General features: G+C 72.7%; 12 protein-coding genes. 5 read left to right on the top strand and 7 right to left on the bottom strand.

The features are described 5' to 3' along the window. Nucleotides 1-63 precede the first annotated feature (63 nt). From rpsT to JAN01S_RS06035, 4 genes are all read right to left on the bottom strand, one after another. The gene (rpsT, locus tag JAN01S_RS06050) at nucleotides 64-327 is read right to left on the bottom strand and encodes a 30S ribosomal protein S20 (RefSeq protein WP_068315189.1); all 264 of its coding nucleotides are present in this window, start codon (nucleotides 325-327) and stop codon (nucleotides 64-66) included. Between the two features lie 180 nt (nucleotides 328-507). After that, the gene (gene holA / locus JAN01S_RS06045; protein ID WP_068315186.1) at nucleotides 508-1,461 is read right to left on the bottom strand and encodes a DNA polymerase III subunit delta; all 954 of its coding nucleotides are present in this window, start codon (nucleotides 1,459-1,461) and stop codon (nucleotides 508-510) included. Next, on the bottom strand, nucleotides 1,458-2,432 hold the full coding sequence (locus tag JAN01S_RS06040) for an aldo/keto reductase (protein WP_068315183.1): 975 nt from the start codon (nucleotides 2,430-2,432) through the stop codon (nucleotides 1,458-1,460). Before JAN01S_RS06040 ends, holA begins: the two co-directional genes overlap by 4 nt. Before the next feature lie 10 nt (nucleotides 2,433-2,442). After that, on the bottom strand, nucleotides 2,443-4,665 hold the full coding sequence (locus tag JAN01S_RS06035) for an ATP-dependent DNA helicase (protein ID WP_244884773.1): 2,223 nt from the start codon (nucleotides 4,663-4,665) through the stop codon (nucleotides 2,443-2,445). 131 nt (nucleotides 4,666-4,796) lie between these two features. On the opposite strand from JAN01S_RS06035, the gene JAN01S_RS06030 reads away from it, so the two are divergent. The 4 genes from JAN01S_RS06030 to JAN01S_RS06020 are packed head-to-tail and all read left to right on the top strand — an operon-like array spanning nucleotide 4,797 to nucleotide 8,696. Further along, complete coding sequence (locus tag JAN01S_RS06030) at nucleotides 4,797-6,869, top strand: MMPL family transporter (protein WP_244884772.1); 2,073 nt, start codon at nucleotides 4,797-4,799, stop codon at nucleotides 6,867-6,869. After that, nucleotides 6,866-7,960 carry a sensor histidine kinase gene (locus JAN01S_RS06025; protein WP_157075625.1) on the top strand — a complete coding sequence of 365 codons (1,095 nt, stop codon included), beginning with the start codon at nucleotides 6,866-6,868 and terminating at the stop codon, nucleotides 7,958-7,960. Before JAN01S_RS06030 ends, JAN01S_RS06025 begins: the two co-directional genes overlap by 4 nt. Continuing rightward, on the top strand, nucleotides 7,915-8,076 hold the full coding sequence (locus tag JAN01S_RS16840) for a hypothetical protein (RefSeq protein ID WP_157075624.1): 162 nt from the start codon (nucleotides 7,915-7,917) through the stop codon (nucleotides 8,074-8,076). Before JAN01S_RS06025 ends, JAN01S_RS16840 begins: the two co-directional genes overlap by 46 nt. After that, nucleotides 8,073-8,696 carry a response regulator gene (locus JAN01S_RS06020; RefSeq protein ID WP_068315174.1) on the top strand — a complete coding sequence of 208 codons (624 nt, stop codon included), beginning with the start codon at nucleotides 8,073-8,075 and terminating at the stop codon, nucleotides 8,694-8,696. The genes JAN01S_RS16840 and JAN01S_RS06020 overlap by 4 nt, the downstream gene beginning before the upstream one ends. Here the strand turns inward: JAN01S_RS06020 and JAN01S_RS06015 are convergent. Both JAN01S_RS06015 and JAN01S_RS06010 read right to left on the bottom strand, forming a co-directional pair. Then, nucleotides 8,686-9,351 (bottom strand): response regulator transcription factor, encoded by a 666-nt coding sequence (locus JAN01S_RS06015; protein WP_068315172.1) that lies wholly within the window; start codon nucleotides 9,349-9,351, stop codon nucleotides 8,686-8,688. The genes JAN01S_RS06020 and JAN01S_RS06015 overlap by 11 nt on opposite strands. Continuing rightward, nucleotides 9,348-10,829, bottom strand: a complete 1,482-nt coding sequence (locus tag JAN01S_RS06010; protein ID WP_068315169.1) for a sensor histidine kinase — start codon at nucleotides 10,827-10,829, stop codon at nucleotides 9,348-9,350. Before JAN01S_RS06010 ends, JAN01S_RS06015 begins: the two co-directional genes overlap by 4 nt. A gap of 192 nt (nucleotides 10,830-11,021) precedes the next feature. Here JAN01S_RS06010 and JAN01S_RS16835 point away from each other — a divergent pair, with 192 nt between their 5' ends. Beyond that, nucleotides 11,022-11,339 (top strand): hypothetical protein, encoded by a 318-nt coding sequence (locus tag JAN01S_RS16835; RefSeq protein ID WP_157075623.1) that lies wholly within the window; start codon nucleotides 11,022-11,024, stop codon nucleotides 11,337-11,339. 11 nt (nucleotides 11,340-11,350) lie between these two features. Here the strand turns inward: JAN01S_RS16835 and JAN01S_RS06000 are convergent, their stop codons facing one another. Beyond that, the gene (locus tag JAN01S_RS06000; protein WP_068315163.1) at nucleotides 11,351-12,679 is read right to left on the bottom strand and encodes a uracil-xanthine permease family protein; all 1,329 of its coding nucleotides are present in this window, start codon (nucleotides 12,677-12,679) and stop codon (nucleotides 11,351-11,353) included. Nucleotides 12,680-12,691 lie beyond the last annotated feature (12 nt).

Below are 12,691 nucleotides of genomic sequence, written 5' to 3'. Positions count from 1 at the left end.
GTCCGGACATGACGAAGGGCGCCGGTCCAGTGGACCGGCGCCCTTCGTCAGTGTTGGGCTGCGTCAGCCGAGCGTGTTGACCCGCTTGGCCAGGGCCGACTTCTTGTTGGCGGCCTGGTTGGCGTGGATGACGCCCTTGCTGACGGCCTTGTCCAGCTTCTTGCTGGCGGTGACGAGGGCGCCCTTGGCAGCCTCGGCGTCGCCGGCGTCGACGGCCGTGCGGACCTTGCGGATCCACGTGCGCAGCTCGGACTTGTAGGCGCGGTTGCGCTCGGTCCGGGCGGCGTTGGTCTTGACGCGCTTGATCTGGGACTTGATGTTTGCCACAGGTAGTTCTTTCTGGTTCGGTCGAAATTCTGCCGTTAGAGGGCGGCAAGGCGGCTCGGGACCGGCGTGGGGATGCCGTGGGAGAGTCGCCCTGGGTACTGCTCGCGTTGCGCGCACGACCATGCGCGCACGCAAGGAGCAAATCTAGCAGCGGGCGCGGGGCGCTGACAAAACGCGGGCTCAGCCGCCGTTGCGCTCCCGGGTGATCGTCAGCAGCGCCTTCTCCACCGCGTAGACCGGGTCGCGCCCGCCACCCTTGACCTCGAAGTCCGCCGCGGCCACGGCCTGGATGCTGCGTCCGAGCGCGTCACCGCTCCACCCCTGCAGCGAGCGTCGCGCCTTGTCGACCTGCCACGGCGCCATCCCGAGCTCGCGCGCGAGGTCGGCGCTGCGCCCGCGACCCGCTCCCCCGACCCGGGCGAGCTGTCGCAGCTGCTGCGCGAGGACGGCGACGATCGGCACCGGGTCGACGCCGACGTTGACGGCATGGCGCAGCAGGCGCAGCGCCTCACCGGTGCGGCCGGCGACCGCCGCGTCGGCGACCTTGAACCCCGTCGCCTCGACCCGCCCGCCGTGGTATCGCTCGACGACGTCGGCGTCGATGACGCCGGTCGTGTCGTCGACGAGCTGCTGGCACGCGGACGCCAACTCGCGCACGTCCTTGCCCACCGCCTCGACGAGCGCCTGCACCGCCTCGGGCTCGGCCTTGCGTCGCGCCCGGCGGAACTCGTGGCCGACGAACTCGGCCTTGTCCCGGTCGGACTTGATGGCCGGAACCTCGATGACCCGGGCCTTGGCCTGCTTGAGGGTGTCGAGCACCTTTTTGCCCTTGTTGCCCGAGGCGTGGGTGACGACGAGGGTCACCGACTCCTCGGGGTCGCCGAGGTAGGACAGCAGGTCCAGCTGCAGGGCATCCGGCGCCTGGTGCAGGTCGCGCACGACGATGAGCTTGTCCTCACCGAAGAGCGAGGGGCTCGCGTGCACGGTCAGCTCACCCTCCTCGTAGCCCTCCGCGCGCAGGGTGACGACCTCGAGCTCGGGTGAGGTGACCCGCACGTCGGCGACGACCTGCTCGACCGCCCGGTCGGCGAGGATCGCCTCCGGGCCCTGGACGAGGAAGAGCGACGTGCTCAAAAGAGGGCCACCTTGGGCACCGGCGGGAAGATCTCGTCGAGGGCGGCCTCGTCCTCCGGCGTGGGGACCCAGTCGGCGGCCGCGGCATTGGCCTCGACCTGGTCCGGACGGGTCGCGCCGGCGATGACGCTGCCGACGCTCGGGCGCGAGGCCAGCCAGCTGAAGGCGACCTGCAGCTCGGTGAGCCCCCGCTCACGCGCGAAGTCACCGAAGGCCCGCAGCTGCTCGAGGTCGGCTCCCTCGAGCACCTGCTGGTTGGAGTGACTCAGCCGGCTGCCCTCGGGGGCGACGCCGTCGGAGTACTTGCCGGTGAGCAGCCCCCGCGCCAGTGGGAAGTACGGCAGCACCCCGAGCCCGTAGCCCTCGGCGGCCGGGGTCACCTCGAGCTCGGCCCGTCGGTCGAGCAGGTTGTAGTGGTTCTGGCTCGAGACGAAGCGCGCCCCACCGCGCGCCCGGGCCACGTGCTCGGCGTCGGCGATCTGCCACCCGGACCGGTTGGAATGGCCGATGTAGCGCACCTTGCCCGCGCGGACGAGGTCGTCGAGGGCGTCGAGCGTCTCCTCGATCGGCGTGGAGGGGTCGGGGGTGTGGAACTGGTAGAGGTCGATGTGGTCGGTGCCGAGCCGACGCAGTGAGGCCTCCACCGCCGTCATGATGTAGCGCCGCGAGCCGCGGGCACCGAAGTCGGGGCCGTCGGCACCGCCCATGTCCATCCCGAACTTCGTCGCGAGGACGACCTCGTCGCGCCGCGAGCCCAGCGCCTTGCCGAGCATGGTCTCCGACTGCCCGGCCTCGGCGCCGTAGACGTCCGCGACGTCGAAGAGGGTGATGCCCGCGTCGAGCGCGGCGTGCACGACGGCATCAGTCCCCGCCTGGTCCTCGCTGGGGGCGCCCCGGCGACCGAGGTTGTTGCACCCCAGCCCGACGACGGAGACGGAGAGTCCGGAACGACCGAGGCGACGCAGCTGCATGGTCGACAGGCTAGCCGCGGGTGGGGACGGTCAAGCCGAGCGCCTGCGCGCGGGCGGTGACGGCGGACTCGTCGCGGTCGAGCGAGGCGGCCAGCTCCTCGAGCGGCAGCCCCAGGTCGACCCCGTCGCGCAGCTCGTCGTCGTCCTGGACGGACCAGCCCTCGCCCTGCACGACGGCGGTGCGCACGGTGCCGGCGGTCCCCGGGTCGACGACCGTGCCGGTGAGGCCCCGCTTGACCGGCTCGGCGACCGCCTGCACCGCCGGGGCGATCTCGTCGAGCCGGCGCAGCGCCCCGAGGACGAGCTCCCGGTCGGTCGTGGGCCAGAACGGAGGAAGGGAGCGCTGCAGGAACCCGGCATAGCGCGCCTTGATCATCCGGTGGTCGAGGAAGGCGACGACCCCACGGTCGTCGGAGCGGCGGATGAGTCGTCCGGCGCCCTGGGCCAGCCGCAGCGCCGCGTGGGTCGCCGAGACCGCCATGAAGCCGTTGCCACCGCGTCGGGCGATCTCCTGCGTGCGTGCCGACGCGAGCGGGTCGTCGGGCCGGGGGAAGGGGATGCGGTCGATGAGCACGAGCTGGCAGCTGCTGCCGGGCACGTCGACGCCCTGCCAGAGGGTCAGCGTGCCGAAGAGGATCGTGCGCGGGTCGCGCGCGAAGTCGCGCACGAGCGTGCCGATCATGTCCTCGCCCTGGCACAGCACGGTGAAGGAGTCGTCGAGGCGCTCGCGCATGGCCTCGCTCGCCTCCTTGGCCGCGCGCATCGACGAGAAGAGCCCCAGCGTGCGACCACCGGCCGCGCGCACCAGCGCCTCGATCTCGTCGAGCGTCTGCGGGGCCAGGCCGTCACGCCCGGGGGCCGGCAGGTGCTCGGCGACGTAGGCGATGCCCTGCTGGGCGTAGTCGAAGGGGGACCCGACGTCCAGGCCCGTCCACTCCGGTGACCCCGGTCCACGCAGCCCGAGCGTGCCGGCGACGGCGTCGAAGGTGCCGCCCAGCTCGAGCGTCGCGGAGGTGAGGACGACGGTGCGGTCGCGCACCCCTTCGTCGTCGTCGGTGGCGCCCGCGCCGAAGATCCGCTCACGCATCCGCATTGCGACGCTCATGGGCGCCACCCGCAGAAGCGGGCCGCGACGCAGGTCGCGGCTGACCCAGATGACGTCGAGCTCGTGCTCCTCGAGCATCCGCCCAGCGGTGTCGTGGACCTCCTCGACGGCGACGAGCGCGACCTGGCGGGTGCCGTCGACCTGCTCGCCCTTGGGGGGCTTCATCTCCGTCAGAAGGTTGCGGGCGACGTCGCGGCAGCGCCCGAGCACGGCGGCGAGTGCGTCGGGGATGCCGGTCGCCAGGCGCCCCTCGGGCGCCTCCTCGAGGACGGCCTCCAGGTCGGTGGCCAGGTCGTCGAGCTGGTCGGAGCCCTCGGCGAACTTGCGCGCCCGCTTGGCCGCGGCCCGCACCCCACCGGGGGCCAGCTCGTCGGTGACCGTCGAGGTCACCCGGTCGACGAGCTCGTGCGCCTCGTCGATGACGAGGACGTCGTGGTCGGGCAGCATCGGGCGTCCCTCGAAGGCGTCGATCGCCATGAAGGAGTGGTTGGTGACGATGACGTCGACATCCTTGGCCGCCTCGCGTGAGCGCTCGACGAAGCACTCGGCGACCATCGGGCACTTCGAGCCCAGGCACTCCTGCGCCGAGACCGACACCTGGCGCCAGGCCTTCTCCGAGACGCCCGGCACGAGCTCGTCGCGGTCACCGGACTCGGTCTCCTCGGCCCACTCGCGGACGCGGACGACCTCCTTGCCCAGCCACCCGGCCTGCGCATCGGCCTCACCGACGTCGAAGAGCCCGTCCTCGTCGTCGGGGAAGCCGCCCTCGACCTTGTGCTTGCAGACGTAGTTGCGCCGGCCCTTGACGATCGCGTAGGTCGGGCGCCGCTTCAGGTGCGCCGTCAGGGCGTCGGCCAGGCGCGGCATGTCGCGGTCGACGATCTGACCCTGCAGCGCGAGGGTCGCGGTCGCGACGACGGCGGGCTTGCCGACCCGCTGGGCGTGCTCGACCGCCGGCACGAGGTAGGCCAGCGACTTGCCGGTGCCGGTGCCGGCCTGCACGAGCAGGTGCTCCTCGGTGTCGATGGCCCGAGCGACCGCGAGCGCCATCTCGACCTGCCCGGGGCGGGTGGATCCACCCACTCCCCCGACGGCGGCGGCGAGCAGGGACTCCACGGGCGAGGACACCGCTCCACCCTAGATGCCCTGACCGGCAGGGCGAACGCGCGATCCACAGGCGGGGTCCATCAAAAGGTTGAGTGCAGGACCAACCACGAGCGCGATGTGGCGCGACCCCCTTCGCCGGTGGACTGGATGTCATGACGACGACCCTGCGACCGCAGCGCCCCGATGCCCCTCCGCACGCCCCGAGCACCCCCTTCGCCGAGCGCCTGACCGGCCGCCGCGGGGCCGCCCTCGTGCTTGTCCTGGCCCTCCTGCTCGTCGGGCTGGCCAGCTCCCTGCTCGGCTCGGCGCAAGCGCCGCCGCGCGGTGATGCCTACGCGGCAACCGCCGAGTCGGCCGTCGTGGCCGAGCAGCTCGAGGGCTTCCCCGGCAGCGACACGGCACCGGTCGTCCTCGTCGCGACGAAGGGGGCGGACGCGCCCCTGACCGAGTCCGACACCACCGCGCTCGCCGACCTGGCCACCCGGCTCGGCGCGCAGGGTGCGCGCCCACAGGTCAGCGACGACGGCCTGGCGGCGACCGTCACCGTGCCCGTCGCCACGAGCGAGGACAGCGCCACGCAGGTCGAGACCATCGAGCACCTGCGGGCAGAGATCGCCGAAGGCGCGCCGGCCGACCTGACGATCGACGTCACCGGAGGTCCCGCCTTCGGCGCGGACATCGCCTCCTCCTTCGACGGCGCGAACTTCACCCTCCTCGCCGTGACGATCGGCGTCGTGGCGCTCCTGCTGCTCCTCACCTACCGCTCCCCCGTCCTGTGGCTCGTGCCGCTCGCGGTCGTCGGCACCGCCGACCAGCTGGCCGGCACGGTCACCGCGGCCGTCGGCGACTGGAGCGGACTCCCCTTCGACGCCGGGATCGTCTCGGTGCTCGTCTTCGGCGCCGGGGCCAACTACGCGCTGCTGCTCATCTCCCGCTACCGCGAGGAGCTGCACGAGCACGAGGACCACCGGATCGCGCTCGCCACCGCGTGGCGCGCCACCGTCCCCGCGATCCTCGCGAGCAACGCGACCGTCGTCCTCGCGCTCGGCACCCTGCTCCTCGCGAGCGTCCCCGGCACCCGCGGCCTGGGGCTGGCCTCCGCCGTCGGCCTGGTCATCGCCCTGTTCGCCGTGCTCCTCGTGCTGCCGGCGGCGCTGGCCCTCGTCGGGCGCAAGGTGTTCTGGCCCTTCGTCCCCCGTCCCGGTGACCGGCTGGGCCACGAGGGCATGTGGGCCAGGGTCGCCCGACGGGTCGTCGCCCGCCCCGGAGCCCACCTCGTCGGCGGCCTGGAGGTCCTCGCCGTCCTCGCCTCCGGCCTGCTCGGTGCGAGCGTCGGCCTGAGCCAGGCCGACTCCTTCCGCACCGCGTCCGAGTCCGCCGACGGGCTCGTGACGGTCGGTGAGCACTTCCCGGCCGGGGCGGCCGCCCCCTTCGCCGTGACGACGCGCGAAGGGAGCACCGCCGCCACGGTCTCCGCCCTCGAGTCCGTCGACGGCGTCACCGCGGTCGTCCCCTCCGGGACCGACGGCTCCGACCTCGCCCGGATCACCGTCATCGGCGAGCCCGCGCCGGGCACGCCGGCGAGCCTCGACCTGGCCCGCGACCTGCGCGCGGCGGCCCATGACGTCCCCGGCGCCGACGCCCTCGTGGGCGGCGGCTCCGCCGAGCTGCTCGACGCCCGCACGGCCGCCGAGTCCGACCTGCGGACCGTCGTGCCGCTCATCCTGCTCGTCAGCCTGGCGGTCCTCGTGGTCCTCCTGCGCGCCGTCGTCGGACCCCTGGTCCTCCTCGCGCTCAACGCGGTGAGCGCGCTCGCGGCCATCGGCCTGGGCGCCTGGCTCGATGAGCACCTCCTGGGCCACCCGGCACTGGACGTGCAGGTGCCGCTCGTGGCCTTCCTCTTCCTCGTCGCCCTGGGGATCGACTACACGATCTTCCTCATGCACCGGGCCCGCAGCGAGGCGGCCGCGCACGGGACACACGAGGGCGTGGCCCGGGCCGTCGCACGCACCGGCGCGGTCATCACGAGTGCCGGTGTCGTCCTCGCGGCGGTCTTCGCCGCCCTGGGCGTGCTGCCCCTCGTCGTCCTCGGGCAGCTCGGGCTCATCGTCGGCCTCGGGGTCCTGCTCGACACCCTGCTCGTCCGCACGGTCGTCGTGCCGGCCGCGACCGCCCTGCTCGGCGACCGGTTCTGGTGGCCGGGCCGGGTAGCGTCACGTCGGTGAGCGCGAGCACCGACCCGACCGGGACCAGCCGATGGCTTCGGCTGGGCCAGCACGCGCTGCTCGGCGTCCTGGCCCTCGTGTGCGGCGTCCGCGCGGTCGCGGACGGCGCGCACCCCGTCGCCGAGGTCGGAGCGCTCGCGCTCTTCGTCGGCTGGTACTCCGTGGGGCCGAGGGTGGCCCGCTCCGGTCGCGGCGGCACCGGCTGGTTCGTCGGGCTGGTCGCGCTGTGGGCGCTCCTCGTGCTCGTCTCGCCGGAGAACGTGTGGCTCGCCTTCCCCCTCTGGCTGCTCGCCGGTCACGTCCTGCCCCTCCTGCCCGCGGTCATCGTCTCGCTCGTCGTCTTCGTCGTCGTCGCCCTCGAGCCGGTGCGCCACACCGGTGAGGCGTCCTTCGCCGCGATCATCGGTCCGCTCATCGGCATGGTCGTCGCGCTGGGGATCTCCAAGGCGCAGCAGGCCCTCGTCCGGGACGGCATCGAGCGCCAGCGGCTCATCACCTCGCTCTACGCGGCGCAGGAGGAGTCCGCCGCCCTGACCGACGAGCTGGCCCGCGTCCAGCGGGCGGAGGGCGCCTCGAGCGAACGCACCCGACTCTCCCGCGACATCCACGACGGCATCGCCCAGGGATTCAGCTCGATCGTGCTGCTCGCCCGCGCGGCACGCACCGAGCAGGACCCCGACCGCGTGCGTGAGCTGCTCGCGCACCTCGAGGACGGCGCCACCCGGGGTCTCGAGGAGTCACGGCGGGTCGTCGCCGCCCTCGCCCCCGCCGACCTCGACGAAGGGAGCCTCACCGGCGCCGTACGTCGGGTCACCGAGCGCTTCGCGCAGGAGTCGGACACGACCGCCGAGGTGCGGGTCGCCGACGCGCTCCCGCCGTTGCCGACGAGCGCGGAGGTCACCCTGCTGCGCTGCGTGCAGGGCGCGCTGGCCAATGTCCGGACGCATGCGGACGCCGACCGGGTGGTCGTCACGCTCGGCCGCACCCACGAGACCGTGCGGGTCGACGTCGTCGACGACGGGCGGGGATTCGACGCCGACGCCTGGTGGCTGCGGACGGCTCGCCGACGGGCGATGGCGGCTACGGGCTGAGGGCAACCCGGGCCCGGCTGCGCGAGGTCGGCGGCGGGCTCGCGGTCGAGTCCTCGCCGGGCGAGGGCACCGCCGTGTCCGCGTGGATCCCCGTGCCGCAGCAGGAGCAGCCATGACCGTGCGCGTCGTCGTCGTCGAGGATCACCCCGTGACGAGGGTCGGCATCGTCGCCCTCCTCGGCCAGGACGAGCGGCTGACCGTCGTCGGCGAGGCCGGCACGGGCGAGGAGGCCCTCGACGTGGTCCACCGCGAGCAGCCCGATGTCGTGGTCACCGACCTGCGCCTCGGCGACGGGACGGACGGCGTCGGGGTGACCGCCGCCCTTCGCTCCGGTCGTGGCGCCCCGGCCGTCCTCGTGCTGACGACCTACGACACCGACCGCGACATCGTCCGCGCCGTCGAGGCGGGAGCCGCCGGGTACCTGCTCAAGGACGCCGCACCGTCCGACATCGTCGACGCCGTCGTCCGGGCCGCCGCCGGCGAGACGGTGCTCTCCCCCGCACTGGCCCAGCGGGTCGTCGCCCGGATGTCCCGTCCCCGCGCGCAGCTGTCGGCGCGTGAGGTCGAGATCCTCGAGGCGGTCGCCCGGGGCCTGGGCAACCGGGAGATCGCCCGCGAGCTCTTCATCTCCGAGGCGACGGTCAAGACCCACCTCGTGCACGTCTACACCAAGCTCGACGTCGAGTCCCGGACGGCAGCCGTGGCGAGGGCACGCGACGAGGGACTCATCGCTTGAGGCGGTAGCCGACCCCTCGCACGGTGACGATGCGGTCCGAGCCGATCTTCGAGCGCAGGGACCGGACGAAGACGTCGACGACATTGGACCCCGGGTCGAAGTCCATGTCCCACACCATGCCGAGCAGCTGCTCGCGGGAGAGGACAAGGTCGGCGTGCTCGACGAAGGCCTCGAGCAGCGCGAACTCGCGCGCGGTCAGCTCCACCTCGCGGTCGGCGACCCGCACCGAGCGCCGACGGACGTCGAGGCTGAGGTCGCCGACGGTCAGGGCGCCGTCGTCGGCCGGGGCCGCGCCCGTCTCGCGCAGGCGCAGCCGCACCCGGGCGTGCAGCTCGGCGAACTGGAAGGGCTTGGTCATGTAGTCATTGGCCCCGCCCTCGAGACCCGCGACGGTGTCGTCGACCCCGTCGCGCGCGGTGAGGATGATGACCGGGATGTCGACACCGTCGCCACGCAGCCGACGCAGCACCTCGAAGCCGTCGAGACCGGGCAGGCCGACGTCGAGGATCAGCAGGTCGAAGGCGCCCGTGCCGGCGAGCGCCCACGCCTGCCGCCCGTCCTCGGTGATCGTCGTCCGGTGCCCGTTGGCCCGCAGACCCTTGTCGATGAAGCTCGAGATCTCCCCGTGGTCCTCGGCGATGAGGATGCTGCTCATGACTCTCCCTGATCGTCCACGTCGCTGCCCTGGGGGCCAGTCTGGTCCGCGACCGGGACGACGAGCGTGAAGACGGCACCCTCGCCCGGCGTCCCGCCGACGTCGACGCGCCCCCCGTGTCCCTCGGCTATCGCCCGGACGATGGCCAGACCGAGGCCGGCGCCGCTGTGCCGACGTCCGTCCGGCGGCTCCCCGTGCGCGAAGCGCTGGAAGATCCGCTCCCGGTCGGCCTCGGGCACCCCGGGGCCGGTGTCGGTGATCGAGATCGCCAGGGCCCGACCCACCCGCGGGTCGTCGACGACCTCGGACGCGAGGGTGATCGCGTCGCCCTCGGCGGTGTGCTGCACGGCATTCTGCGCGAGCTGCAGCACCGCTTGGGTGATGCGCTGGCTGTCCAGGCGTGCAGTGCCCTCGGCGACCCGACTGACCTGCCAGCGGCGGTCGGCGAGTGCCGAGATCTTCGCGTCGAGCGAGATCGTCAGCATCGACACGTCGACGTCGTCGGTGGCGCGGATGAAGTCGGGCCGGTCGGCCTTGGCCAGGGCGAGCAGGTCGGTGACGATCCGCCCCATCCGGTCCAGCTCCTGGGTGACGATCCGCAGGGTCGCCTCCCGCGACTCGGGGTCGTCGTCCATGAGCTCGAGGTGACCGCGGATGACCGTGATCGGGGTGCGCAGCTCGTGCCCGGCATCGTCGACGAAGCGTTGCTCCGCGCGGAAGGCCTCCTCGAGCCGGTCGAGCATCCGGTTGAAGGTCTCGGCCAGGCCCGAGACGTCGTCGTCGCCGACGTCGATGCGCCGGGTGAGGTCCTGCTCGGTGATCTCCTCGGCCGCCTCGTGGACGAGACGCACCGGGCGCAGCAGTCGGCCGGCGACGAGCCACGAGACGACACCGGCGAAGAGCAGCGCGACGAGAGAGACCAGGGCCAACGTACGCACCGTCCGGTCCGCCTCGGCCCGAGCACTGTCGGTGAAGGCGCCCACGAGGAGCATCGCGTCGTCGCCCCCCCGGACGTCGACGACCGTGCGGGCCCACCGCAGCTCACCCGCAGGGGTGTCCTCCGTGCCGGAGGTCTTCTGCTCGGCCGCCCTGATGACGTCGGGGTCGCGGGTGAGGTCGTAGGTCTCGACCGAGGGAGCGCCGGGTCCGAGGGAGGTCGTCACGACACCGGAGTCACCGACGTACCCGACGATGGCCTCACCGGTGCCCGGTCGCTGCCGGGACAGGTGCACCGTCAGCAGTCGCTCGGCCGAGGTGAACGGCTTCGACGTCTCGGGGTCGATGCCCTCGTCTGTGAAGGTCCGGAACTCCTCGATCTCCTGGACGACGTCGTCGTTCGCACGGTTGGTCACCGACAGGTGGAGGGTCTCCCGGACGACGACGACGACGCTCAGCAGACTGACGAAGAGGACGAGGACCATCCAGCCCACGATCGTGTCGCGGGCGAGCCTGGGCCGCCGCCGACGGTCACTCGCCATCAGTCATCGTTATCGTCGTCATCGTCCCCGTCGTCGTCATCGTCGTCCCAGTCGTCATCGTCATCATCGTCGTACATCGGCGCCTGGCTGCGCGAGGTCCACGTCGGGGTGGGCGTCCACGTGGGTCGAGGACTGGACGTCGTGCGGGGCGGAGCGGTGGTCTTCGGAGCCGTCTGCTTCGGCGGAGCGGTGGTGCGAGGCTTCGACGTGTTCGAGGACTTCGAGGTCTTCGACGACGTCGAGGTCTTCGACGAGGACGACGAGGTCTTCGACGAGCTCGGGCTCGTCGACGCCGGCGACGAGCTGTCGCTCGACAGCTCGAGGCGACGCTCCTCCACGGGCGGCGGGTCGGAGGGACCGGCGGCGACGCGGAACCCCAGGAGCACCAGCAGCGGGACGCAGAGCAGTGCGGCGAGGAGGATCCCGTCCCGTCCGATGCGGCGGCGTGGGGTCGGCTTCATGGCGATGAGCCTAGGCAGGCGCCATGAGTCCGGCGTGAGGGATGGATGAAGAGATCTTCATCAACGGGCCGGGTCGGCCGGCACCAGCGGGTCGGGCACGGCCCGGGTCACGAGGTTGACCCCGCGCATGACGTGGAAGCCGACGAGGGCGGCCACGGTCCCCAGGGCGATGCCGGCGAACTGCAGGTCGCCGAGCGTCCAGGTGAAGTCGGCGATGCCGATGATCAGGGCCACCGCGGCGGTCATGAGGTTGATCGGGTTGCCGAAGTCGACCCGCGCCTCCACCCAGATCTTGGCGCCGAGCAGGCCGATCATGCCGTAGAGCACGACGCCGGCGCCGCCCAGGACCCCCTGCGGCACGGTCGCGATCGCCTCGCCGAACTTCGGTGAGAAGGACAGCAGGAGGGCGACGACCGCGGCGACCCAGTAGGCCGCCGTCGAGTACACGCGGGTGGCGGCCATGACCCCGATGTTCTCCGCATAGGTCGTCGTGCCCGACCCGCCACCGGCTCCGGCGAGGGTCGTCGCGAGGCCGTCGGCGATGAGCGCCCGGCCGGTGACCGGGTCGAGGTCCTCGCCCGTCATGGACGCGACCGAGCGCACGTGCCCGACGTTCTCCGCCACGAGGACGAGGACGACCGGGACGAAGAGGCCGGCCACGGCGATGTCGAAGTGGGGCGCGCTGAAGGTGGGCAGCCCGACCCAGTCGGCCGCCTGCACCTTGGTGAAGTCCACCTCGTCGCGCAGCACGGCCGTGACATAGCCGGCAGCCACGCCGACGAGGATCGCGATGCGGGAGAAGAGGGTCCGCGTCGCGACGGTGACCAGCAGGATGACGGCGACCGTGACGAGACCGGTCACGGGCGAGACGACGAAGTTGGTCTTGGCGCTCGGCGCGAGGTTGAGGCCGATGAGCGCGACGATGGCGCCGGTGACGGTCGGCGGCATGATCGCCCGCAGCCACCGGTCCCCGGCCAGCTGCACGACGACGCCGAGCAGGGCCAGTGCCACACCGGCCATGACGACACCACCGAGCGCGGTCGGCATGTCGTGGCTCTGCGAGGCAGCGGCGAGCGGGGCGATGAAGGCGAACGAGCTGCCGAGGTAGCTCGGCACCCGTCCCGCCGTGATGACGAGGAAGAGCATCGTGCCGACGCCGCTGAAGAAGAGCGTCGTCGCGGGCGGCAGCCCGGTGATGAGCGGCACGAGGAAGGTGGCGCCGAACATCGCGACGACGTGCTGCGCCCCGAGTCCGATCGTCCGCGGCCAGGAGAGGCGCTCGCCCGGGCGGACGACCTCGCCGGGCCGGACCTCGCGGCCGTCACCGTGCACGGTCCATCCGAGGCCGAAGGGGGATCTGCTCGCCTGGTCCTGATCGGTCTCGGTCATGGGCGGAATGCT

It is taken from the genome of Janibacter anophelis NBRC 107843, from assembly GCF_001570945.1.
Classification (GTDB): Bacteria; Actinomycetota; Actinomycetes; order Actinomycetales; family Dermatophilaceae; genus Janibacter; species Janibacter anophelis.
This window is presented reverse-complemented; position numbering and strand designations above follow the sequence as displayed.

Excerpts from the sequence above, each read along its gene's own strand:
- JAN01S_RS06040 (WP_068315183.1), bottom strand. The coding sequence starts at position 2,432 with ATGCAGCTGCGTCGCCTCGGTCGTTCCGGACTCTCCGTCTCCGTCGTC.
- JAN01S_RS06030 (WP_244884772.1), top strand. The coding sequence starts at position 4,797 with ATGACGACGACCCTGCGACCGCAGCGCCCCGATGCCCCTCCGCACGCC.
- JAN01S_RS06020 (WP_068315174.1), top strand. The coding sequence starts at position 8,073 with ATGACCGTGCGCGTCGTCGTCGTCGAGGATCACCCCGTGACGAGGGTC.
- JAN01S_RS06015 (WP_068315172.1), bottom strand. The coding sequence starts at position 9,351 with ATGAGCAGCATCCTCATCGCCGAGGACCACGGGGAGATCTCGAGCTTC.
- JAN01S_RS06010 (WP_068315169.1), bottom strand. The coding sequence starts at position 10,829 with ATGGCGAGTGACCGTCGGCGGCGGCCCAGGCTCGCCCGCGACACGATC.
- JAN01S_RS06000 (WP_068315163.1), bottom strand. The coding sequence starts at position 12,679 with ATGACCGAGACCGATCAGGACCAGGCGAGCAGATCCCCCTTCGGCCTC.